Here is a 22,137-nt window from a genome sequence, read left to right on the forward strand (position 1 = left end):
GACGGTAGCAGCAGCGACCGGGAAGGAGAACCGTGCTGACGCTGGATCTGAGCGGCAAGACGGCCGTCGTCACCGGAGGCGTGCGCGGCGTCGGGCTCGGCATCAGCCGGGCGTTCCTGGAGGCCGGGGCCGAGGTGGTCGCGGTCGCGCGCCGCGCACCCGACCGGCTCCCCGAGGCGGGCGGCCGCACCGCGCGGTTCGTCCCGCTGGACGTGCGCGACGCGGCCGCCGCCGAGGCGTTCTTCGCCTCGCTGGGCCGGGTGGACGTGCTGGTCAACAACGCGGGCGGCACCCCGTTCCTGCCGGTCGCCGAGGGTGAGGCCCGCACCCACGCCCGGATCATCGAGCTGAACCTGACGTCCGCGCTGGTCATGTCCCGCGCCGCGCACGCCGTGATGACCGGTGCGGGCGGCGCGGGCGGCTCGATCATCAACATCGGCAGCGTCAGCGGCGCCCGGCCCTCGCCCGGCACCGCCGCCTACGGCGCGGCCAAGGCGGGCCTGGACAGCCTCACCGCGTCCCTGGCCGTCGAGTGGGCCCCCGCGATCAGGGTCAACGCGGTCACCCTCGGCATGGTCCGCACCGAGCGGTCCCACCTGCACTACGGCGACGAGGACGGCGTCGCCGCCGTCGCCCGCACCGTCCCCCTCGGCCGCCTGGCCGACCCCGCCGACGCCGGCGCGGCCTGCGTGTTCCTGGCCTCCGACCTGGCCGCCTACGTCAGCGGCTCCAGCCTGCTGCTGCACGGCGGGGGAGAGCGGCCCGCCTTCCTCGACGCCGCCACCGCCAACCGGGAGACCGGCCACAGGGCGCCGACCGAAAGGACCGAACGACCGTGATCTGCAAGGACCGCGTGGTCATCGTCACCGGGGCCGGCCGCGGCCTCGGCCGCGCCCACGCCCTGGAGTTCGCCCGGCAGGGCGCGAAAGTCGTCGTCAACGACCTCGGGGTGGAGCGCGACGGCGGCGGCGCGGCCTCCTCGGCCCCCGCCGGGCGGGTGGTGGAGGAGATCCGCGCGCTCGGCGGCCAGGCCGTGGCCAGCCCGCACGACGTCGCCGACGGCGCCGGCGCGATGGCGCTGGTCGCCACCGCCATCGAGCACTTCGGCCGGCTGGACGCGCTGGTCAACAACGCGGGCTTCCTGCGCGACCGGATGCTGGTCAACCTCGCCGAGGACGAGTGGGACGCGGTGATGCGCGTCCACCTCAGGGGCCACTTCCTGCCGCTGAAGCACGCCGGGGCCTACTGGCGCGCCGAGGCCAAGGCGGGCCGCCCGGTGGACGCCCGCGTGATCAACACCTCCTCCGGCGCGGGCCTGCTCGGCAGCGTCGGCCAGGGCAACTACTCGGCCGCCAAGGCCGGGATCGTCGGCCTCACCCTGGTCGCCGCCGCCGAACTGGGCCGCTACGGCGTGACCGTCAACGCGATCGCGCCCGCCGCCCGCACCCGCATGACCGAGCAGGTCTTCGCCGAGACGATGGCCAGGCCCGCCGAGGGCGGGTTCGACGCCATGGCCCCCGAGAACGTCTCACCCCTGGTCGTCTGGCTCGGCTCGGCCGAGTCCGCCGGGATCACCGGCCGGATCTTCGAGGCCGAGGGCGGGCGGATCTGCGTGATGGACGCGTTCCGCCACGGCCCCGCCGCCGACAAGGGCGCCCGCTGGGACCCCGCCGAGCTCGGCCCGGTCGTCAAGGACCTGCTCGACCGGGCCCCCGCCCCCGAGCCCGTCTACGGCGCGGGCTGAGCGCAGCACCTCGCTCGGCGCGACGCCCCGCACCCGCTTGAAGGCGTTGCTGAAGGCGAACCCGTCGGAGTAGCCGACCTTCCGCGCCACCGCCGCGACGCTCGCGCCCGGCGCGCGCAGCAGGTCGGCCGCCAGGACCATCCGCCACTCGGTCAGGTACGCCAGCGGCGGCCGGCCCACCAGCGCGGTGAACCGCCGGGCGAACGCCGCGCGCGACAGGCCCGCCTCGGCCGCCAGCGACGCCACCGTCCACGGCCGGGCGGGCCGCTCGTGCAGCGCCCGCAGCGCCCGCCCGATCCGGGGGTCGTCCAGCGCCCGGTACCCGGCGGGCGGCTCGGCCTCGGCCCGGGCGAACCACGACCGCAGCGCCCGCACCAGCAGCAGGTCCAGCATCCGGTCCAGCACCACCTGCCGTCCCGGCTCCGAGCCGGCGGCCTCGGCCGCCATCAGCGCCAGCAGCGGCTCGAACTCCGGCTCGCGCGGCACCACCGCCAGCTCCGGCAAGGCCTCCAGCAGGCACTCGCACACGTCCCCGCGCATCGCGTACTCGGCGCTGACGAACGCGCCCGCCCCGGCCCCCGGGAGATCACCGGCGATGATCGGCCCCTCGCCCCGGAACAGCGCGATGTCGCCCGGCCCCACCTCCACCGGCGGGCCGCCGCCGCGCGTCACCCAGCCGCGGCCCTCCAGCATGGCGCCGAGCACCAGCGGCGCGCCGGTGTGGCAGGCCATCGTCCACGGCGGCTCGGTCTCGGACCGGCAGAACGCCGCGCCCCGCGCCCGCACCTGGTCCAGCATGTCGTCCAGCAGATCCACACCGAGACGATCTCACATGTGATCGCGTTCTGGGGCCGTGGAACGTCTCGATCGTCCGGGCGACCGTTTCCGGACGTGCGGATGCCCCTCCTTTGCCCGGGGGAGGTCGCGGAACCGGGAGGCGGCGTGCGAACGTAGATGTCACCGAACCGACCAGGACGTCAACGCGTCGTAATGGCCGAGGTTTCGCCGTAGCCGATTCCGAAAGGCCGGTGCAGATGGTTCCCGACCGTCGGCCCGAACACCTGGAACGCCGGGCAGGGCCGGAACACGAGCTGACGACGGGGTTCGGGGTGGGCGTCGGAGGCGTCCCCATACCCGCCCCGGGGGTGGTCCCCGGGCAGGCGCCCCGCTCCCCGTGGCCGCGACGGCCGAGCACCTGGACCCTGCTGTACGGCGCGGCCATGGTGGCGGCGGGCATGGCGCTCGGGATCGCCATCTCGTTCGGCTGGGTCGGCCCGGCGGCGCGCTGGGCCGGCTGGTTCCTCGACTTCTACGCGGGCGTGTTCGCGCTGGTCGCGCTGTCGCTCGCCGTCATGATCGGGCTGCTGGCCACCGACCGGACGATCCTGCGGCCCCGGCACCGCGTCCACGCCCAGGCCGTGCACCGGGCGTTCGCGTTCGTCGCGGTGGCGATGCTGCTGGTGCACGTGGCGACCAAGCTGCTGCGCGACCGGGTGGGGCCGCTGGAGACGCTCGTGCCGTTCGCCGGAGACCACCTGACCACCTACGGCGCGGGCACCGCCGCGTGCTACCTGATGATCATCGCGGTGGGCGCCGGGATCGCGCGCGGCCGGTTCGCGCTCACCGCGCACCCCCGGATGTGGCGGATCCTGCACCTGAGCGCCTACGCCGCCTGGCCGCTCGGCGTCGCGCACGGCCTGACCTCCGGCCGTACCCCCGCCGCCTGGGTGACCGCCGGCTATCTGACCTGCCTGATCGGCGTGGCGCTGGCCCTGGCCGCCCGGCCGTTCCTGACCCGCCGGGCGAGGCGGGAACCGTGACCTCGATCGACGTCCGCCAGGTCGGCCCGCCCCGGCTCACCGCGGGCCTGGAACGCGGCGACCGGCTCGACTGGGGCGCGCACCGCCGCCTGCACCCCGACCCCCACCCCCTCACCGCCGAGCAGCTCATCGCGCTGGCCACCGAGGGGCGGCTGCACGGCCGGGGCGGCGCGGCGTTCCCGTTCGCCCGCAAGACCCGCGCCGTCGTCGACAGCGCCGTCAAGCGCCGCAGGCGCACCGTCGTGGTCGTCAACGGCACCGAGGGCGAGCCCGGCAGCCTCAAGGACAAGGTGCTGCTGTGCCGCGCCCCGCACCTGATCCTGGACGGCGCGGTGCTGGCCGCGACCGCGCTGGGCGCCCGCGAGATCGTCGTCGCCGTCACCGACGCCACCGCCGCCGCCTCGGTGCGCCTGGCGATCACCGAACGCGACCTGGACTCCCGCGCCCGCGTCGTCGTGCTGGCCGAGCGGTTCATCACCGGCGAGGGCGGCGCGCTGGTGCGCGGCATCAACGGCCGCCGCCCCATCCCGCCCGGCCGCAAGGTCCGCGCCGCCACCCGGGGCGTCGACGGCCTGCCGACGCTGCTGTCCAACGCCGAGACGTTCGCGCAGCTGGCGGTGCTGGCGGGGCGGGGCCCGCGCGACTACGGCCGGATCGGCACCCCCGACGAGCCCGGCACGGTCCTGCTGACCATCACCGGGTCGGCCCGCTTCCCCGCCGTCGTCGAGACCCCCGCCGGGGCCCCGCTGGCGCACCTGCTGGACCTGTGCGGCGCCCGCGCGGGCGAGGGCGTGCTGGTCGGCGGCTACCACGGGGCCTGGCTGAGCGGCGAGACCGCCACCCGCACCCGGATGTCGCGGGCCGGGCTGGCCGAGAGCGGCGGCACCCTCGGCGCGGGCATCGTCATGCCGCTCGGCCGGGGCACCTGCCCGCTGGGGGAGTGCGCCCGCGTCGCCCGCTACCTGGCCGCCGAGTCGGCCGGGCAGTGCGGCCCCTGCCGCCTCGGCCTGCCCGACGTGGCCGGGGCGTTCGCCGCGCTGGCCGCCGGACGCGACGGCGCCGCCGCCCAGGACGCGATCCGCCGCGCGGTGCGGATGGCCGTGGGCCGGGGCGCGTGCGGGCACCCCGACGGCACCGCCCGGTTCGTGCTGTCGGCGCTGGAGGTGTTCGCCGACGACGTCGCCGCGCACGTCGCGCGCGGCGGCTGCGGCCGTCCCGTGCTGGGCGTGCTGCCCGCCGAGACCGAGGCACAGCTGCGGCTGGAGGTCGACTGGAGCCGCTGCGACGGGCACGGGCTGTGCGCCGACATCCTGCGCGGCACCGTCCGCATGGACGAGTACAACTACCCGGTCATCCCCGACGAGCCGATCCCGGCCCGGCTGGAGGCCGACGCCCGCCGCGCCGTCGCCATGTGCCCGGAGCTGGCGCTGCGGCTGGTCCCACGCACCCCGCACGAGGCGCAACGCCGTCAATTGGGTCGATAGTCGGCGATATAACGCCGCACCTTCCCGGTGTACGGCCGGACCCGTTCGGGCACGCCCCGGGCCTTGACGACCGCCTTGGCGGAGGTGCGGTAGGTGGCCGCCAGGTTCAGCGCCGGGTCGCCGGGCACGCCCGCCACCTCCCGGCCCCAGTGGCACAGGAAACGGCCCATGGCCGGGATCGACAGGTCCGGGGTGATGTCGGCGGGGTGCGGCTCGGGGTTGTCCAGCCCGCCCGGCTGCCAGTGCGCCAGCACGCCGGGCTTCCAGCGGGCGATGCCGTACTCGCCCCTGGCCGGGTCCGACAGGTTCGGGTCGAAGCCGCTCTCGGCCTTCAGCATCGCCGCGACCAGCGCCGGGCTGAGGCCCCTCAGCTCGCACCACGTGCCCGCCCGCACGATCAGCCGGCGGTACTGCACCGGGATGTCGCGGTCGGTGCGCAGCCACCGGCCGTGCGGGTCGCCGGGGCCCGAGTCGTCGCCGCGGTGCTCGCCGGGCCCGCGCCGGGGCCGGACCTCGTTCCCGGACGAGGTGTCGATCCGGTCGTCCTGGGCGGTCAGCACCGCCACCCCCGTCCCGAACGCCACCGCGGCGGCCGCCCCGATGATCAGCAGGGTCCGGCGGCGGGGCCGCCGGACCCGGCCGCGCCGGTCCCGGTGGCTCCGGCCGTCGGGCAGCGGGTCGGTGTCGATCCTGCTCAGGGTGCGCGACAGCGCCTGCTCGAACGCCTCCGCCGACGGCCAGCGCCGCTCCCGGTCGGGCTCCAGGGCGCGCAGCACCACCTGGTCGACCGCGGGCGGCACGCCGGGGCGCAGCGTCGACGGCGGCGGCGGGTGCTCGCGGGGCGGCTCCCCGGTGAGCAGGTGGTAGGTCAGCGCGCCCAGCCCGTAGACGTCGGCGCGGTGGTCGGGCGCCCCGTCCACCAGCGCCTGCTCGGGGGCCATGTAGCCGGGCGACCCGGCGGGCAGGGTGAGGCTGGACAGCCGGTCTCCGGTGCGCGCGATCCCCAGGTCGGAGATCATGACGCGCTCCTCCTCGCCCTCGGCGCCCGAGCGGATCAGCACGTTGGACGGCTTGAGGTCGCGGTGCACGATCCCCCGGGCGTGCAGGTCCCGCAGGCCGTGGGCGATCTCGCGGGCCAGCCACAGCGCCCGGTTCAGCGGCGGCGGCCCGGCGGCCAGCAGGTCCTCCAGGCTGCCGCCGTCGGCGAAGGTCATCACGAAGTACGGGCGCCCGTCGGGCAGCTCGCCGACGTCGAACACCTGGACGAGCCAGTGCGAGTCGACCCGGCGCAGCATGCGGGCCTCCTGCGTGAACCGCTCGCGCACGTCCTCACGGGGCACCCAGTGCTCGGCCAGGATCTTGATCGCGACGGGAGAGGCCAGTTCCTCGTCATGGCCGAGCCAGACGGCGGCGAAGGCACCAGTGCCCAGGAGCCGGTCGATCCGGTAGCGCCCGGCGGCGATCGGGATCTCCATCTCCTCCATCATGGTCGATCCGGCGCCCGCGCGGGAGGGTCTTGGCAGTGATTGGCCGCTGTCCCGACCGGTGGAATGCCGGACCGCTGCACACCGTTGAACGATCAAGGCCCCCCGCGCGGCCCGCCGGAAAACGGTTCGCGTCGCCCCGGCCGGGCGGCTACCGTGCCGTGGGGTCGCGGGACCGGCCGCCCGGCCGGGGACGGCCCGGCGCGCGCCGCCGCGGCCGGGAAACTATCCTGTTCGATGGTTATGAGGACGCCTGTGACTTCGCCGCTCGCCGATCTGCGCGCGCGCCTTCCCGAGCTGACGACGCTGGACCGGCACCGGTTGCGCCGCCGCATCGACGGCGTGGCCAAGATGCGCGACGCGTCCCGCCGCGACCGGGTCGCCGCCCAGATCGCCGCCGACGTGGAGGCCGCCGAACGCCGCGTCGCCCGCCGCCGCGCGGCGGTGCCCGCGATCACCTACCCCGCCGAGCTGCCGGTCAGCCAGAAGCGGGACGACATCCTCGCGGCCGTCCGCGACCACCAGGTCGTGATCGTCGCGGGGGAGACCGGGTCCGGCAAGACCACCCAGCTTCCCAAGATCTGCCTGGAGCTGGGCCGGGGCGTGCTCGGCACCATCGGCCACACCCAGCCGCGCCGCCTGGCGGCCCGCACCGTCGCCGACCGCATCGCCGAGGAGCTCGGCACCGACCTCGGCGACGTCGTCGGCTACAAGGTCCGCTTCACCGACAAGTCGGGCGACGACACGCTGGTGAAGCTGATGACCGACGGCATCCTGCTGGCGGAGATCCAGAACGACCGGCTGCTGCGCCGCTACGACACGTTGATCATCGACGAGGCGCACGAGCGCAGCCTCAACATCGACTTCCTGCTGGGGTACCTGCGGGAGATCCTGCCGCGCCGCCCCGACCTCAAGGTGATCATCACCTCGGCGACCATCGACCCCGAGCGGTTCTCCCGGCACTTCGACGACGCCCCGATCGTGGAGGTGTCCGGCCGCACCTACCCGGTCGAGGTGCGCTACCGCCCGATCGCCGACGAGTCCGACGGCGACGCCGACCGCGACCAGGTCCAGGCGATCATCGACGCGGTCGACGAGCTGGCCCTGGAGGCCCCCGGCGACGTCCTGGTGTTCCTCAGCGGCGAACGCGAGATCCGCGACACCGCCGACGCCCTGGACAAGCACCTGCGGGGCGGCCGCGGGCCCCAGACCGAGGTGCTGCCGCTGTACGCGCGGCTGTCGGCCGCCGAGCAGCACCGGGTGTTCCAGCCGCACCGGGGCCGCCGGATCGTGCTGGCCACCAACGTCGCCGAGACCTCGCTGACCGTCCCCGGCATCAAGTACGTGATCGACCCCGGCACCGCCCGCGTCTCCCGCTACAGCCACCGGCTGAAGGTGCAGCGCCTGCCGATCGAGCCGATCTCGCAGGCGTCGGCCAACCAGCGCAAGGGCCGCTGCGGCCGCGTGTCGGAGGGCATCTGCATCCGGCTGTACTCGGAGGAGGACTTCGAGTCCCGCCCCGAGTTCACCGACCCCGAGATCCTGCGCACCAACCTCGCCTCGGTCATCCTGCAGATGACCGCCCTCGGGCTGGGCGACATCGCGGCGTTCCCGTTCGTGGAGCCGCCGGACCGCCGCAACGTCAAGGCGGGCGTGGACCTGCTGCACGAGCTCGGCGCGATCGACCCCCAGGAGAAGGACCCCCGCAAGCGCCTCACCGAGCTGGGCCGCCGCCTGGCCCAGCTGCCGATCGACCCCCGGCTGGCCCGCATGGTGCTGGAGGCCGACAGGAACGGCTGCGTCCGCGAGGTGCTGGTCATCGCGTCGGCGCTGTCCATCCAGGACCCCCGCGAACGCCCCGCCGAGCACCAGCAGGCCGCCGACGAGCGCCACCGCCGCTTCGCCGACCCGACCTCGGACTTCCTGTCCTACCTCAACCTGTGGAACTACCTGCGCGAGCAGCAGAAGGAGCTGTCGGGCAGCCAGTTCCGCCGGATGTGCAAGAACGAGTTCCTGCACTACCTGCGCGTCCGCGAGTGGCAGGACCTGCACGGCCAGCTCAAGCAGGTCGCCAAGACCCTGGGCGTCACCCTCAACACCGCCGACGCCGAGCCCGACCGGATCCACCAGTCGCTGCTGGCGGGCCTGCTGTCGCACGTCGGCCTGATGGACGCCGAGAAGAAGGACCGCAAGGACGAGGCCAACCCGCGCCGCCGGGGCACCGAGTACCTGGGCGCGCGCGGGGCGAAGTTCGCGATCTTCCCCGGGTCGGCGCTGTTCCGGAAGCCGCCGCGCTGGATCATGTCGGCCGAGCTGGTCGAGACGTCCCGGCTGTGGGCGCGCACCAACGCCAGGATCGAGCCGGAGTGGATCGAGCCGCTCGCCGAGCACCTGGTCAAACGCGCCTACAGCGAGCCGCACTGGTCCAAGAAGCAGGCCGCGGTCATGGCCTACGAGAAGGTCACCCTCTACGGGGTCCCGATCGTGGCGCAGCGCCGCGTCAACTACGGCCGCATCGACCCCGGGCTGTCGCGCGAGCTGTTCGTCCGGCACGCCCTGGTCGAGGGCGACTGGGAGACCCACCACCGGTTCTTCCACGAGAACCGGGCCCTGCTGGAGGAGGTCGAGGAGCTGGAGCACCGCGCCCGGCGCCGCGACATCCTCGTCGACGACCAGACCCTGTTCGACTTCTACGACGAGCGCGTCCCCGAGGACGTGGTGTCGGGCCGCCACTTCGACGCCTGGTGGAAGAAGGCGCGGCGCGACGAGCCCGACCTGCTCAACTTCGAGAAGTCGATGCTCATCAACCAGGGCGCCGACGACGTCCGCGAGGACGACTACCCCGACGTGTGGCAGCAGGGGCCGCTGCGGCTGAAGCTCACCTACCAGTTCGAGCCGGGCGCCGACGCCGACGGCGTGACCGTGCACGTCCCCGTCCAGATCCTCAACCAGGTGAAGAGCGCCGGGTTCGAGTGGCAGGTGCCGGGGCTGCGCGCGGAGCTGGTCACCGAGCTGATCCGCTCGCTGCCCAAGCCGCTGCGCGTCAACTTCGTGCCCGCCCCCGACTACGCCCGCCGCGTGCTGGAACGCGTCTCGCCGCGCACCGAGCCGCTGCTGGACGCCGTCGAGCGCGAGCTGACCCAGCTGACCGGCGTGCCCCTCGCCCGCGAGGCGTGGGACCTGTCGCGGCTGCCCTCGCACCTGCGGATCACCTTCCGGGTGGTGGACGAGCGCAAGCGGACCATCGCCGAGGACACCGACCTCGACGCCCTCAAGCGCAAGCTGGCGGGCGAGATGCGCGGCACCCTGTCGCGGGCCGCCTCCGCCGCCGGCGTCGAACGCGAGGGCCTGCGCGAGTGGGACTTCGGGGAGCTGCCGCGCACCTACGAGCGGCGCCAGGCCGGATACGAGGTCAGGGCGTTCCCGGCGCTCACCGACGAGGGTGACGGCGTCGCGGTCCGCATGTACGAGACCGAGGCCGAGCAGCGGCGCGCCATGTGGCGGGGCACCCGCCGCCTGATCCTGCTCAGCGCCCCCTCCCCGGTGAAGCTCATCCAGAAGAACCTCACCAACCAGGGCAAGCTGGCGCTCAGCCACAACCCGCACGGCTCGGTGCCGGCGCTGTTCGACGACTGCGTCACCGCCGCCGCCGACCGGCTGATCGCCGAGGCCGGGGGACCGGCGTGGGACCAGGAGGGCTTCCAGCGGCTGTACGACCGGGTCCGCGCCGACCTGTACGACGCCACCGCGCAGATCGTCGCGCACGTGGAACGCGTCCTGGCCACCGCCCACGAGGTGGACCGGCGGGTGCGCGGGACCGCCAGCCTCACGCTGGTCCCCGCCCTCACCGACATCCGCGACCACCTGGGAACCCTGGTCCACCGGGGGTTCGTCACCGAGACCGGCTGGCAGCGCCTGCCGGACCTGCTGCGCTACCTCAGGGCCCTGCTGGTCCGCCTGGACAAGCTGCCGGAGAACCCGAACCGCGACCGGCTGCTGGCCAACCAGGTCCAGGTCCTCCAGAACGAGTACGAGCAGGTCCTGCGCCGGCTGCCCCCGGTGCGCCGCGACGACGAGCCCGCCCGGCAGGTCCGCTGGATGCTGGAGGAGCTGCGGGTCAGCCTGTTCGCCCAGCAGCTCGGCACCCGTTTCCCGGTGTCGGACAAGCGCATCCGCAAGGCGATGAACCAGCTCACTTCTTGATCGTTCTCGGGTATCAAGGGGGGATGGAACGGCACACGCTCTATCCCCCCGTCGAGCCCTACGACCACGGCTGGCTGGACGTCGGCGACGGCTCGGAGATCTACTGGGAGACCTGCGGGAACCCCGACGGCCGGCCGGCGCTGTTCGTGCACGGGGGCCCCGGCGGCGGCCTGCTGCCGGACTTCCGCCGCTTCTTCGATCCCGAGGCGTACCGGATCGTGCTGTTCGACCAGCGCAACTGCGGGCGGAGCCGCCCCGGCGTCGCCGAGCCCGGCGTCTCGCTGAAGACCAACACCACCTGGCACCTGGTCGCCGACATGGAGCGGCTCCGCGAGCACCTGGGCATCGACCGCTGGCTGGTGTTCGGCGGATCCTGGGGCAGCACCCTCAGCCTCGCCTACGCCGAGACCCACCCGGAACGGGTGGGCGCGCTGGTGCTGCGCGGGATCTGGCTGATCCGGCCCGCCGACCTCACCTGGACGTTCACCGGGGGCGGCGCGGCACGGCTCTTCCCCGAGGAGTGGGCGGCGTTCCGCGACTTCCTTCCCGAGCCCGAACGCGACGACCCGTTCGCCGCCTACGGCCGCCGCCTGTTCGACCCCGATCCGGCGGTGCACGTCCCGGCGGCACGGGCCTGGGCCGGGTGGGAGCTGTCGGCCAACACGCTGCTGCCCGTTCCCCCGCCCGCGGTGGACGACCGCTTCCTGCTGACCTACGGCCGCCTGCTGCACCACTACATCAGCCACGAGGGTTTCCTGGAGCCGGACCAGCTGCTGCGCGACGTGGACCGCGTCCGCCACATCCCCGCCGTGATCGTGAACGGCCGCTACGACATGAAGACGCCCCCGGACGCCGCCTGGGACCTGCACCGGGCGTGGCCGGAGGCCGGGTTCCACATCGTGGAGGGCGCCGGGCACGGTGGTTCCGAGCCCGGCACCCTCTCCCTGCTGGTCGAGGCGACCGACCGGTTCAGGTCATGACGTGGTGACGTCGCGGCGGCGGAACCCCGCCAGCCCGGCGGCGACCAGCGCCGCCACGACCGCCGTCATCACCACCAGCGGGGTGGCGGTCAGCTCCGCGCCGGGCAGCTTGGGCGTGTGCGTGAACGGCGACACGTCCAGGACCGCCTGGTCCAGGTTCAGCGCCGGACCGAGGATGCCCAGCAGCAGGAACGCCCCGACCACGCCCCACGCGGCGTAGGACAGGCGCGGCAGCAGGCCGAACAGCGCCACCGCCACGCCGGTGGTCACCCACGCGGCGGGCGCCTGCACCAGCACCGCGCCGAGCGCGTCGCCGAGCCTGCCGGGCACGTCGCCGGCGGTCAGCCCGTGCACGACCCCGATCGCCAGCCCGGTCGTCAGCAGGATCACCGCGACCCCGGCCAGCGCGATCAGCAGGTGCCCGGCCGCCCAGCGGACCCGGCCGAGCGACAGCGCCAGCAGCGGTTCCAGCCGCTGCGCGCCCTCCTCGCCGCGCAGCCGCAGCGCGGCCTGCACCCCGTAGACGGCGGCGAACGCGCCCAGCATCCCCGCGGCGGTCGACAGGAACGCGTCGGCCAGGCCCTGCTGCCCGCCCATCCTCTGGATGATCTCCTTGGTCTCCGGGCTGTCGCCGACCAGGTCGCCCACCCCTTCGAGGACCCCGCCCATGATGGCCCCGTACAGGGCCAGCCCGACGGTCCACGCCAGCAGCATGCCGCGCTGGAGCCGCCAGGCCAGGCCGAGCGCGCTGCGCAGCCCGCGCCCGGCCGACGCCGGGCCGAGCCGGGCGGCCAGCACGCCCGCGCCGAGGTCGCGCCGCCCGGTCAGGGCATAGCCCACGCCGACCAGCGGCACCACCAGCGCCGCCGACAGCGCCAGCACCCACAGCCGGTCCTCGTCGAAGGGCCGCAGCTGCTGGTTCCAGCCGATCGGCGACAGCCAGGACAGCCAGCGGGCGCTCTCGGAGGCGTCGGCGACCGTCCGGACCAGGAACGCCGCGCCCAGCACGGCGAACCCGAGCAGGCGCGCGGTGCGGGCGTTCTCGCTGAGCTGGACGCAGACCGCGGCGACGGCGGCGAACACCGCGCCCAGGGCGAACCAGCCCAGGGCGAACGTCAGCGCCCCCACCGCGCCCTGCCCGACCAGGGCGACGAACCCCAGCAGCGCCACCAGCGCGTCGGCGACCAGCGCCGCCAGCAGCGCGGCGGTGAGCGGCGCGCGGCGGCCCACGACCCCGGCCCCGACCAGTTCGAGGCGTCCGTCCTCCTCCTCGGCGCGGCTGTGCCGGACCACCAGCAGCACGGTCATCACCGCGACCATGGCCGCCAGCGCGGTCCCGAGCCGCCAGGCCGACAGCGCGCCGACCGAGGTGCCGTGTACCGGGCCGTAGAAGGCCATGGTGCTGGCGTTGCCGTTGATGCCCCTGATGAACGACAGGCGCTCGGCCTCGGTGTCGTACAGGCCCGCGTAGCTGGAGACGGTCGACAGCGCCAGCGACCACAGCACCAGCGCCCAGACCGGGATCATGACCCGGTCGCGGCGCAGCGCCAGCCGCAGCAGCGCGCCGGTTCCGGTGAAGGCGCTCATCGCGCCACCTGCTCCCGGCCGTTGCCGTTGGCGGCCAGGTCGTCCTGGTAGTGCCGCAGGAACAGCTCCTCCAGCGTGGGCGGCTGGCTGGTGAGCGAGCGCACGCCGACCTCGGTGAGCCGCCGCAGCGCCGCGTCCAGCCGGGGCGTGTCCACCTCGAACCTCACGCGGACGCCGTCGACCTCCAGGTCGTGCACGCCCGGCAGGTCGGCGATGCCGTCGGCGGGGGCGGCCAGCTCGGCGTGGATGGAGGTGCGGGTCAGGTGCCGCAGCTCGTCCAGGGTGCCCGACTCGACGGTGCGGCCCTTACGGATGATCGTCACCCGGTCGCACAGGGCCTCGACCTCGCTGAGGATGTGGCTGGACAGCAGGATGGTGCGCCCGCCGCGCTTCTCCTCCAGCACGCACTCCTGGAAGACCTCCTCCATCAGCGGGTCCAGCCCGGAGGTCGGCTCGTCCAGGATGAGCAGCTCGGCGTCGGAGGCGAGCGCCGCGACGAGCGCGACCTTCTGCCGGTTGCCCTTGGAGTAGGCGCGCCCCTTCTTGCGCGGGTCCAGCTCGAAACGTTCCAACAGCTCCTGGCGGCGGCGCGGGTTCAGCCCGCCGCGCAGCCGGCCGAGCAGGTCGATGACCTCGCCGCCGGACAGGTTGGGCCACAGCGTCACGTCGCCGGGGACGTAGGCCAGCCGCCGGTGCAACCCGGTGGCGTCGCGCCAGGGATCGCCTCCCAGGAGCTCGGCGGTGCCGCCGTCGGCGCGCAGCAGTCCGAGCAGGACGCGGATGGTGGTGGACTTGCCCGCCCCGTTGGGGCCGAGGAAGCCGTGGACCTCACCGGTCTGGACGACCAGGTCGAGTCCGTCGAGGGCGCGGGTCCGGCCGAAGGTCTTCACCAGACCGGACACGGAGAGAGCCGTTGTCATAGTTCAGAACATACTCCGATTTCATGAATCTGTGAACTCTCTGAATCGAATGAAGTTCATATACACTGTCGGAACCGACCGGACCTGGGGAGATGATGCGCGTGACGGACCTGACCGCTCCCGAGCGGGACCAGGAGGAAGTGCTGAGGTTCATCGAGCGGTTCGCGGTGCAGATGACGGACGCGGGCTGGCAGCGGATGCCGGCGCGGGTGTTCGCCGCTCTGCTGGCGTCCGACGACGGTGCCCTCACGGCCGCCGAACTGGCCGAGCAACTGCAGGTCAGTCCGGCGGCGATCTCGGGCGCGGTACGGCACCTCACCGGCATCCACATGGCCGTCCGGGAACGTGACCCCGGCTCGCGCCGCGACGTCTACCGGGTGCGCGACGACGTGTGGCAGGACGCGCTCCTGGGGCGCAACCGCGTGCTCGACATGTGGGAGGAGAGCCTGATGGACGGGGCGCGGGCGGCCGGGCCCGGCACTCCCGCGGGGCGGCGGCTCGTCGAGTGCGCCGAGTTCTTCACCTTCATGCAGAACGAGCTGGAGGACCTGATGGCGCGCTGGCGCGAGCATCGCGACAAGCTGCGGGCGTCCTACGACGCAAAGTGACGGCGGCGGGTGGGGTGCGCCTCACCGCCCCGCAAGTCACTGCGGCCCCACGCGTGAGGCCGTAAGGTGCATTGCATGCCTAACAGCGAAGAGCGCGACAATACCGGCCTCGGGGAGGAGGCCGTGTCCTCCGCGGCCGATCCGTCCGACGGTCCGGCGACTCCCGCCGAGCGTCCCCCCTCCATGGGGGTGACGCGCGTCCCCGGCGGGGGCGGCGGCGGGGAGGTGGCGCGCGTGGGCGACCCGGTGACGGTCTGGCCGTGCGCCAACTGCGGCCGTCCCGTTCCGCAGCCGGTGGGGGCGGTCCGTGCGATCCGCTATTGCCAGGACAACGACGGCGCGTGCGCCCGCGAGGCGCGCGACCGCCGCGACCGCGGCCGCGAGGCCCCCGGCCTGACCGGGCAGGTGGCCTCCACCTGGGAGATGGTGGAACGGCTGGAGAAGGCCGCCGACCTGCTGGCCGACTCGCTGACGGCCGAGCTGAGCGTGGCCGGGGTGGAGCGGCGCGTCGCCGAGGTCCGCGCCGAGGCCGCCCGGGAGCTGGCCGTCGCCCAGTCCGAACGCGAGGCGTCGCTGCGGCAGGCCGAGGAGGCGCGCCAGGAGGCCGGCGCCGCCCGCCAGCGCGCCGACGCGGCCGAGAACGACGCCGCCCGCGCCCGCGAGGAGGCCAAGGCCGCCCTCGCCAAGCGGGACGCCGCCCAGCAGGCCTGGGAGGAGGCCCACCAGATCGCCCAGCAGGCGGTGTCGGCCAAGCTCGCCGCCGAGAGCGAGCGGGACCGGATCGCCGCCCGGGAGACCGAGCTGCTGGCCGCGCTGGAGGCCGCCCGCGCCGAGGTCGTCGCCCTGCACGCCAAGGTCGCCGAGACCGAGAGCGCCGCCGAGACGCAGCGGGTGGAGGCCGCCGTCGCCAAGCAGGGCGCCGAGGACCTGCGCAACGCCATGCGCGACGCCGAGGCGTCCCGGCAGCGGGCCATGCAGTCGGCCAGCAAGGCCGAGGCCGAGCGCGCCGCCGCCGTGCGGGCCCGTTCCGAGGCCGAGGCGGAGGTGGTGCGCGCCAACGCCCGCGCCGACGAGGCCGTCAAGGAGCGCGACGCAGCGCTGGCCCAGGCCCGGTCCGCCGCCACCGAGCGCGACGAGGTCGCCACCAAGATCGGTGAGCTGGAGACGCAGGTGCGGAGCCTGTCGCAGACCGTCGCCGAACAGCAGGCCGCGCTGGCGGCGCTGGCCGAGGAGCGCGACGCCGCGCGCGCCGAGGCCGACCGCGCCCGACGCCAGGTCGACCAGTTCACGCAGAACACGCTGTCGTCCAACCTGCCGCCGGTCGGGCGGCCCCCGGCCGCGGGCGGCGTGCTGCCGATGTCCCCCCTGCCCGGCGGGCCCCTGTCCACCGGGCCGCTGCCGAGCGGGCCCCTGTCCACCGGGCCGCTCCCCGGCGACCCGTCCCCGGCCCCCGGCGGCGGGATCATGGGCGCGCCCGAGCCGACCGGCGGGCACCCGCTGCCGGGCGGCCCGATGGGGGCGCCGGGCGGCCCCATGCTCGGCGGCAACCCGGTGAACCCTCCGGTCGGCACCCCCTCGGGTGGCCCGGTCGGCGGCCCGTTCGACGGCCCGCCGGGTACCGGCCCGGTGAACGGCCGGGTCAACGGTTCCGGTGACGGCCCCGATCGGGACGACCCCCTGTTCAGGGGGCCGTGACCCGGCGTCCGGGACACCGCGCGCGGATCGTCACCGGTTTCTGGCGATCATGAAGATGACGAACAGCGAACCGGTGACGATCAGGATCGCGTGGAACCGTTCCCGCATGGCCGTCTGCCGCAGGTTCTGCACCCGCTTGCGGCTGACCCGGACATCGAAGATGGCCCGGCGGGCACGCTCCCAGGACATGCCCATGTAGGCGGCGAGTGCCGCGATGGCGATGATCAGGAGTCCGCTGCCGTTCATCTGGCCCGACCTCCGGTTGGTGCGGAGACTCAGATTGAACGCGACCATACCCACACATTCCGTGTCCGGTGACACATTCAGCGTTACCGGCTGGTGGCGCCGGAGGAAGGGCGGGCGAACCCCGTGGCGGGCCTGGTCACCCGCCGAACAACCGGGGATCGACCTCGATCCAGATCTGCTCGGACCGGCCCAGCAGCCGCCCGTCGGCCCCGTACATGGCGGTGGCGGCGTGCATCTTGCGGCCCTCGCGGGTGCGGGCCAGCCCCATCACCACGCACGGCTCGCCCGCCTCCGGGACGTCCACGACCTGCGCGGTCATGGTGCCGAGCACCGAGGGACGGCCGACGATGTCGAACGACCAGCCGCCCGGGCAGTCCAGCGCCGCCCACATGACCGCGTGGGAGGGGACCTCGGCGGGCGTCCACGGCGCGGCGACGGTGCCCTCGCCGACCCGGCCCGGCTCCAGCCGCAGCCCGTCGCCGGGCTCCCGGTCCGGGCCGCACACGAAGCAGCCGGGGAACGGGTGGTGCTCGTGGGCCCGGAACTTCTCGGCCGCCTCGGCCGCGACCTCCAGCGGCACCGGGGACACCGGCGGCACCACGATCGCCCCGGCCAGGGCCTCGGCGACCAGCACGTCGTCATGCCACAGCCAGGCCCCCAGGCCGTGGTCGTCGGCGGGGGAGACCCGCAGCTCGGTGTCCAGCGGCGGCGGCTTGCGCAGCGTCACCGTCACCGTGTCGGCCGTCAGGTGCGCCGCCAGCAGCCCGGCCGTGTAACCGCCGTTGCCCGAGCCCTCCGGGCCGTGAAACCGCGTCTCAATGATCACTTGTACCCCCCGGAGGCCGTCGTGTCCCGAACCGGAGGAATCATAATGTTGGTGACCGACGGTTCAGGTGGCCCGGATGGCGATTCCGGTCACAGTGGAACCGGCCACGCCTGGATTCCGGCGCGGCGGAAGCCGGGCGGCGCGGTCCCTCAGACGGCGCGCGAGGGCTGGGGACGTCCCGGCCGGGTGGTGAAGAACACCGACAGCGACCCCCGCAGGCGCGCGCGGACCACGTCCTCCCCGACGGGACCGTCGGCGGGGACCGGGGTGCGCTCCAGCGCCCGGACGATGATCTGCTCCATGTTGCGGTCGGCGACCAGCACCGAGCAGGTGTCGCAGGCGTACCAGGGATAGAGCATGTTCAGCACGGCCGTCGCCGTGTCGTCGTCCGACAGGTGGGTGGTGTCCAGCTCGACCTCGAACACGTCGGTGTCCTCGGGGTCCAGCGTGGGGTAGTAGAGCCAGCCCGGCGCGGCCTCGCCGCAGAAGTCGCAGTCCGGCGTGCCGGGGTCGGGGGCGCCGACCGCGAGCTCCAGCTCGTGGTCCCACGGCTCGACCCGCCGGTTGTGGCGGTAGCCGACCGCGTCGAGCTCCCCCTCGCGGTTGTGCGTCACGTCGTGCACCTCGCCGCCGCAGCGGGCGCACATGAAGCCGAGGTCCTCCATGTCCCTCCCCTGATCGCTGAGGCACCGATCCCACCGTATCCGCCCGCGCGCCGTTCGCGCGCCCCTGTTTCGACTCCGCCGCCGTGACGTTTCGGTGCACCCGATAACGTGCCGGGGGACCCGGGAGGTGGAATCCGTGACCGACACGCGCGCCGAGGTGGTGCTGAACGCCGACAAGATCGACCTGGTCCGGGAGCGCAGGACGCTGCTGGACCGGGTGTCGCTGACCGTCCTCGCCGGCGAGCACTGGGCGCTGATCGGCCCGAACGGCGCGGGCAAGTCGACGCTGCTCGGCATCCTGGGCGCCTACACCCACCCCACCCGGGGGACCGCCGAGATCCTCGGCCACCGGCTCGGCCGCGTCAACGTGCACGACCTGCGCGCGCTCATCGGCCAGGTGAACCCGCGCCACCCGCTGGAGTCGGCGCGCACCGTCCGGGAGATCGTGCTGACCGGCGCGACCGGCACCATCGAACTGGTGCCGCGCTGGACGCCGAGCGCCGACGAGCTGCGCCGCGCCGACGAGCTGATCGCGTTGATGGGGCTGACCGCGCGGGCCGAGGCGCGCTGGCCGCACCTGTCGCAGGGCGAACGCGGCCGGGCGCTGATCGCCCGCGCGCTGATGCCGGACCCGCGCCTGCTGCTGCTCGACGAGCCCGCCACCGGCCTGGACCTGGCCGCCCGCGAACGCCTGCTGGCGGCCCTGGACGAACTGCGCCGCAACCGCCCCGGCCTGACGTCGGTGCTGGTCACCCACCATCTGGAGGAGCTGCCGACCAGCACCACCCACGCGCTGCTGCTGCGCGAGGGCCGGGTGCTGGCCGCCGGACCGGCCGACGAGGTGATCACCACCGGGCTCGTCAGCGCCTGCTTCGACCACCCGGTCTCCATCGCCCGCGCCAACGGCCGCTGGACCGCGACGGCGGGCTGACCCTCAGGCCGGCACCCGGTGCCGGGCCAGGTGCGCCAGGACCGCCTGGTTGGCCTCCCACCCGTCGGGGAACTTCACCGGGACGCCCAGGTGCACCGGCTCGGTCGACGGGTGCGCGTCCAGCAGCTCGGGGATCCCGGCGCGCGCGACCACGACGCACGCGTGCCGGTGCCGCGACGTCAGCACGCACAGCCGCCCCGACTCCAGATGGAACGCGGTGGCGTCGCGGCGGCCCGACAACGGGTGCAGCACCACCGTCACGTCGTACTCGCGGCCCTGCAGCCGGTTGGCGGTGTCGACGGTGATGCCCTCGCCGTGCGGGCCGAGCGCCGCGCGGATCGCGGTGACCTGGTCGCGGTGCGCCGCACCGATCGCGACCCGGTCGGCGGTCACCGGCGTGCTCCCCTGCTCGGAGTGCGCGACGGGACCGCGTTGCAGCAGCCGCACCGCGAGCGCCGCGGTGGCGCGGACCGCCTCGGCGTCGGTGCGGAGCGTGTGCCGGGCCGGCAGCTCGTACAGCGCCCACCCGGACGCGGCGGCCTCGTCCAGCGCCCGGTCGTAGGTGGTGCCCATACCGCGCGCCCCGTACTCCAGCAGCCGGTCGCCCGGCCCCGTGCCGGACCGGAACCCGGTGAACGGGTAGAACGCCTTCGACACCACCGGCGCGGCCGAGGCGGGCAGCCGCCACGACACCGGCAGCCGGTGCACCGGAAGGTCGGGGTTGTGGGCCAGCAGCACAGACACGGCGCTGCGCATCGGGTCCCACGCCAGGCCCGCCCAGCGTTCCACCTCCACGGTGGAGAACGGGTCGAGCTGGCCGGGGTCGCCCACGAACAGCGCCTTCTCGAACCGGCTGGCGATCCGCAGCAGCATGTCCGAGCGCATCTGGTACGCCTCGTCCACGATCGCCCACGGCCATGACCCGTCCGACAGCGTCGCCCACTTCGCGGCCGTCGCGATCACCACGGCGCGGTCGGCGAGGTCGTCGGCCTTCTGCGCGACCCGCACCGAGGCGTGGCCGGTCACCCGGTCGCCGGGCACGTAACCCGCCGCCGACAGCCGCCCCACGGCGATGTGCGGATGCCTGGTGGCGATCCGGTCGATCAGGTCGTCGACCTGCTCGTTGGTCTGCGCCACGATCATCATGCGCTCGCCGGTCTCAGCCAGGTGCGCGGTGGCCCGCACCACCAGGGTGGACTTGCCCGCGCCGGGCGGGGAGTCCACGATCACGCCGCGGTGCCCGCCGTCCAGGTCGGCCAGCACTGCCGCGACGACCCGGTCGGCCGCCGCGCCCGGATCGGCGATGTCGGTCATGACCAGTCCTCCGCCGCGTCGTCGTCGGTCGGTTCGTAGTCGGCGGGCGGCCCGCCGTGCGTCCAGGGCGTGTTCTCCTTGTCGGGGAACCGGCTCGGCCCGAACGACCCCAGCGTCAGCGACGTGAACACCACCCGGTCGCCCACCTGCGGCACCGTTCCCGGCTCGGGGGTCAGCTTGCGGCCCATCCCACCGGTCAGCTCCACCAGGACCGCCCCGTCCGGGCCGATCTCCACGACCGTGCCCTTGATCTTCGGGTTGGCGGCGCTGCACACCGTCGTCCCCGGATCCAGCCGGACCGGGTCCCCCGTGCGGACCCACACGTGCGGACGGAGCTTGGGGCGCTTGCCGGACTCGTCCTTGCGGGTCGGGTCGCAGCCGGTGACCTCCCCGCCGAACGCCAGCCCGTTCAGCCGGTGCTCGGCCATCACCAGCGGGTCGTCGAACGCGCGCTGCGCGTCGTAGGCGTCCTGGGCGCGCTCCATGTCGTGCAGCCGCTTGGCCGCCCGCACCGGGGAGTCCCGGCGCGCCTGCGGGTACGCCTCGCCGAACGTCTGGTGGAAGTAGGTGAACGAGTCGCGGTCGCGTTCCCACCGCTGCGGCACGCTCGCGCCCTCCGGCAGCCCGCGCAGCAGCCCCACCGCCCGCCACATCAGCTCCCACGTCGGGGCGAGCTGGGTCTCCAGGACCGCGCGGACGCGCTCCTCGGCGCGGTCGCGGGCCGGGCCGCGCGCGGCGTCGTAGGCGGCGACGGCCGGGGCCAGGACCTCGTTGTCGAAACCGGGGTCGGTGGTGGGCCCGGCGGGCGGCGTGGCGAGCGGATCCTCGGCCAGCGCCGCCGCCTGCGGCCCGGTCAGGCCCTCCGGCGGGTCGATCCAGCCGACCAGCGCGGCCAGGTTCCCGTCCTCCAGCGCCGACTGCCCGGTCGCCCAGTGCAGCCGCAGCGTCTCGGTCATCGTCAGCAGCAGGCACGACCCGGGATGGTCGTACCGGTCGGTGAACCACGTCAGCCAGCGGCCCAGCACCGGCACCGACGGCTCCACCGCGTACGGCCCGTCGGTGCGGCGGAACCGCGTCGACCGCCCCAGCATCCGCAGGAACGCCACCCCGCCCCGGTTCGGCACCAGCAGCTGCGGGGCGTCGCTGTAGCGGATGCGCTCCTCGCCCTCCTTGCCCGGCGGCAGCTCCTCGACCTGGCCCCGGCTGGACTCGATGTACTTGAGCGCGACCCGCGCCAGGTCGGCGGCGAACGCGAACCGCTGATCCCGGTTGCGCGGCTGCGGAACCACCAGCAGCGTCGGACTCCCCGGATCGGACCCGAGCATCACCGCCAGCGGCGCGGCGGCCTCACCGGCGAGCTTGAGCGGCACCATGACCAGCGGCGCCTCGGCCAGATGGCAGTGCCGCACGGTCGCGAGCGGCTGCGCGACCCCGGAGGCGACCGCCTGGAGCTGCGCGAGAGAGGTCAACGTACTCACCCAACGCCCCCGCCCACCCACGGACCACCAAGAAGGCGCCACCGCCCCCGGCCACTCCGCGCCCGCGACCCGGCCCAGACGACGCCAAGGAGGCGCCGTCTTCCCTCGTCGCTCTGGTCGCTTCGCTCCCGCTGCGCTCGTTCCGCGTGGGC

The 22,137-nt window shown here is 74.5% G+C and carries 17 protein-coding genes and 1 pseudogene; 9 read left to right on the forward strand and 9 right to left on the reverse strand.

The window, feature by feature from the left end; genetic code table 11:
- Positions 1–32 precede the first annotated feature (32 nt).
- Positions 33–839 (forward strand): SDR family oxidoreductase, encoded by an 807-nt coding sequence (locus AKI01S_RS18975; protein ID WP_067819230.1) that lies wholly within the window; start codon positions 33–35, stop codon positions 837–839.
- A complete protein-coding gene (locus tag AKI01S_RS18980; RefSeq protein WP_067819233.1) occupies positions 836–1,744 on the forward strand; it encodes an SDR family oxidoreductase in 909 nt (302 codons plus the stop codon). Before AKI01S_RS18975 ends, AKI01S_RS18980 begins: the two co-directional genes overlap by 4 nt.
- Here AKI01S_RS18980 and AKI01S_RS49295 read toward each other — a convergent pair.
- Positions 1,727–2,560: pseudogene (locus tag AKI01S_RS49295) on the reverse strand (AraC family transcriptional regulator); the annotation flags it as partial. The gene AKI01S_RS18980 and the pseudogene AKI01S_RS49295 sit on opposite strands and share 18 nt — an antisense overlap.
- Before the next feature lie 329 nt (positions 2,561–2,889).
- Here AKI01S_RS49295 and AKI01S_RS18990 point away from each other — a divergent pair.
- Positions 2,890–3,564, forward strand: coding sequence for a ferric reductase-like transmembrane domain-containing protein (locus AKI01S_RS18990; protein WP_218009725.1), 675 nt, complete (start codon positions 2,890–2,892; stop codon positions 3,562–3,564).
- A complete protein-coding gene (locus AKI01S_RS18995) occupies positions 3,561–5,048 on the forward strand; it encodes an NADH-quinone oxidoreductase subunit NuoF family protein (RefSeq protein WP_067819242.1) in 1,488 nt (495 codons plus the stop codon). Before AKI01S_RS18990 ends, AKI01S_RS18995 begins: the two co-directional genes overlap by 4 nt.
- On the opposite strand, the gene AKI01S_RS54280 is transcribed toward AKI01S_RS18995, so the two are convergent.
- Complete coding sequence (locus AKI01S_RS54280; RefSeq protein WP_169813976.1) at positions 5,033–6,523, reverse strand: serine/threonine-protein kinase; 1,491 nt, start codon at positions 6,521–6,523, stop codon at positions 5,033–5,035. The two genes, AKI01S_RS18995 and AKI01S_RS54280, sit on opposite strands and share 16 nt — an antisense overlap.
- A gap of 252 nt (positions 6,524–6,775) precedes the next feature.
- Between AKI01S_RS54280 and hrpA the strand changes: the two genes are divergently transcribed.
- Together hrpA and pip are read left to right on the forward strand one after the other, a co-directional pair.
- Positions 6,776–10,735: an ATP-dependent RNA helicase HrpA gene (gene hrpA, locus AKI01S_RS19005; RefSeq protein ID WP_067819250.1), complete on the forward strand. Its 3,960-nt coding sequence runs from the start codon at positions 6,776–6,778 to the stop codon at positions 10,733–10,735.
- Between the two features lie 23 nt (positions 10,736–10,758).
- Positions 10,759–11,715 carry a prolyl aminopeptidase gene (pip, locus tag AKI01S_RS19010; protein ID WP_067819253.1) on the forward strand — a complete coding sequence of 319 codons (957 nt, stop codon included), beginning with the start codon at positions 10,759–10,761 and terminating at the stop codon, positions 11,713–11,715.
- Here pip and AKI01S_RS19015 read toward each other — a convergent pair.
- Both AKI01S_RS19015 and AKI01S_RS19020 read right to left on the reverse strand, forming a co-directional pair.
- Positions 11,710–13,302: an ABC transporter permease gene (locus AKI01S_RS19015; protein WP_067819256.1), complete on the reverse strand. Its 1,593-nt coding sequence runs from the start codon at positions 13,300–13,302 to the stop codon at positions 11,710–11,712. The genes pip and AKI01S_RS19015 overlap by 6 nt on opposite strands.
- Positions 13,299–14,222 (reverse strand): ABC transporter ATP-binding protein, encoded by a 924-nt coding sequence (locus AKI01S_RS19020; RefSeq protein ID WP_067819259.1) that lies wholly within the window; start codon positions 14,220–14,222, stop codon positions 13,299–13,301. Before AKI01S_RS19020 ends, AKI01S_RS19015 begins: the two co-directional genes overlap by 4 nt.
- 101 nt (positions 14,223–14,323) lie before the next feature.
- Here AKI01S_RS19020 and AKI01S_RS19025 point away from each other — a divergent pair, with 101 nt between their 5' ends.
- On the forward strand, positions 14,324–14,830 hold the full coding sequence (locus AKI01S_RS19025; protein WP_218009726.1) for a GbsR/MarR family transcriptional regulator: 507 nt from the start codon (positions 14,324–14,326) through the stop codon (positions 14,828–14,830).
- A gap of 75 nt (positions 14,831–14,905) precedes the next feature.
- On the forward strand, positions 14,906–16,525 hold the full coding sequence (locus tag AKI01S_RS19030; protein WP_245681692.1) for a coiled-coil domain-containing protein: 1,620 nt from the start codon (positions 14,906–14,908) through the stop codon (positions 16,523–16,525).
- A 30-nt stretch (positions 16,526–16,555) separates the two neighbouring features.
- Here the strand turns inward: AKI01S_RS19030 and AKI01S_RS19035 are convergent, their stop codons facing one another.
- The 3 genes from AKI01S_RS19035 to AKI01S_RS19045 all read right to left on the reverse strand — a co-directional run bounded on the left by AKI01S_RS19035 (position 16,556) and on the right by AKI01S_RS19045 (position 18,262).
- On the reverse strand, positions 16,556–16,819 hold the full coding sequence (locus AKI01S_RS19035) for a hypothetical protein (RefSeq protein ID WP_067819265.1): 264 nt from the start codon (positions 16,817–16,819) through the stop codon (positions 16,556–16,558).
- A gap of 88 nt (positions 16,820–16,907) precedes the next feature.
- Positions 16,908–17,597: a hypothetical protein gene (locus tag AKI01S_RS19040; RefSeq protein ID WP_067819268.1), complete on the reverse strand. Its 690-nt coding sequence runs from the start codon at positions 17,595–17,597 to the stop codon at positions 16,908–16,910.
- A gap of 149 nt (positions 17,598–17,746) precedes the next feature.
- Positions 17,747–18,262: a hypothetical protein gene (locus AKI01S_RS19045; protein ID WP_067819271.1), complete on the reverse strand. Its 516-nt coding sequence runs from the start codon at positions 18,260–18,262 to the stop codon at positions 17,747–17,749.
- A 136-nt stretch (positions 18,263–18,398) separates the two neighbouring features.
- Between AKI01S_RS19045 and AKI01S_RS19050 the strand changes: the two genes are divergently transcribed.
- Positions 18,399–19,193, forward strand: a complete 795-nt coding sequence (locus AKI01S_RS19050; protein WP_174567395.1) for an ABC transporter ATP-binding protein — start codon at positions 18,399–18,401, stop codon at positions 19,191–19,193.
- A gap of 3 nt (positions 19,194–19,196) precedes the next feature.
- Here the strand turns inward: AKI01S_RS19050 and AKI01S_RS19055 are convergent, their stop codons facing one another.
- Together AKI01S_RS19055 and AKI01S_RS19060 are read right to left on the reverse strand one after the other, a co-directional pair.
- Positions 19,197–20,507, reverse strand: coding sequence for an AAA family ATPase (locus tag AKI01S_RS19055; RefSeq protein WP_067819274.1), 1,311 nt, complete (start codon positions 20,505–20,507; stop codon positions 19,197–19,199).
- The gene (locus tag AKI01S_RS19060) at positions 20,504–21,985 is read right to left on the reverse strand and encodes a hypothetical protein (RefSeq protein ID WP_067819277.1); all 1,482 of its coding nucleotides are present in this window, start codon (positions 21,983–21,985) and stop codon (positions 20,504–20,506) included. The genes AKI01S_RS19055 and AKI01S_RS19060 overlap by 4 nt, the downstream gene beginning before the upstream one ends.
- Between the last annotated feature and the right edge of the window lie 152 nt (positions 21,986–22,137).

It is taken from the genome of Actinomadura kijaniata NBRC 14229 (genome assembly GCF_001552175.1).
Lineage (GTDB): Bacteria > Actinomycetota > Actinomycetes > Streptosporangiales > Streptosporangiaceae > Spirillospora > Spirillospora kijaniata.

Excerpts from the sequence above, each read along its gene's own strand:
- AKI01S_RS54280 (WP_169813976.1), bottom strand. The coding sequence starts at position 6,523 with ATGGAGATCCCGATCGCCGCCGGGCGCTACCGGATCGACCGGCTCCTG.
- hrpA (WP_067819250.1), top strand. The coding sequence starts at position 6,776 with ATGAGGACGCCTGTGACTTCGCCGCTCGCCGATCTGCGCGCGCGCCTT.
- pip (WP_067819253.1), top strand. The coding sequence starts at position 10,759 with ATGGAACGGCACACGCTCTATCCCCCCGTCGAGCCCTACGACCACGGC.
- AKI01S_RS19015 (WP_067819256.1), bottom strand. The coding sequence starts at position 13,302 with ATGAGCGCCTTCACCGGAACCGGCGCGCTGCTGCGGCTGGCGCTGCGC.
- AKI01S_RS19020 (WP_067819259.1), bottom strand. The coding sequence starts at position 14,222 with ATGACAACGGCTCTCTCCGTGTCCGGTCTGGTGAAGACCTTCGGCCGG.
- AKI01S_RS19030 (WP_245681692.1), top strand. The coding sequence starts at position 14,906 with ATGCCTAACAGCGAAGAGCGCGACAATACCGGCCTCGGGGAGGAGGCC.
- AKI01S_RS19035 (WP_067819265.1), bottom strand. The coding sequence starts at position 16,819 with ATGGTCGCGTTCAATCTGAGTCTCCGCACCAACCGGAGGTCGGGCCAG.
- AKI01S_RS19045 (WP_067819271.1), bottom strand. The coding sequence starts at position 18,262 with ATGGAGGACCTCGGCTTCATGTGCGCCCGCTGCGGCGGCGAGGTGCAC.
- AKI01S_RS19055 (WP_067819274.1), bottom strand. The coding sequence starts at position 20,507 with ATGACCGACATCGCCGATCCGGGCGCGGCGGCCGACCGGGTCGTCGCG.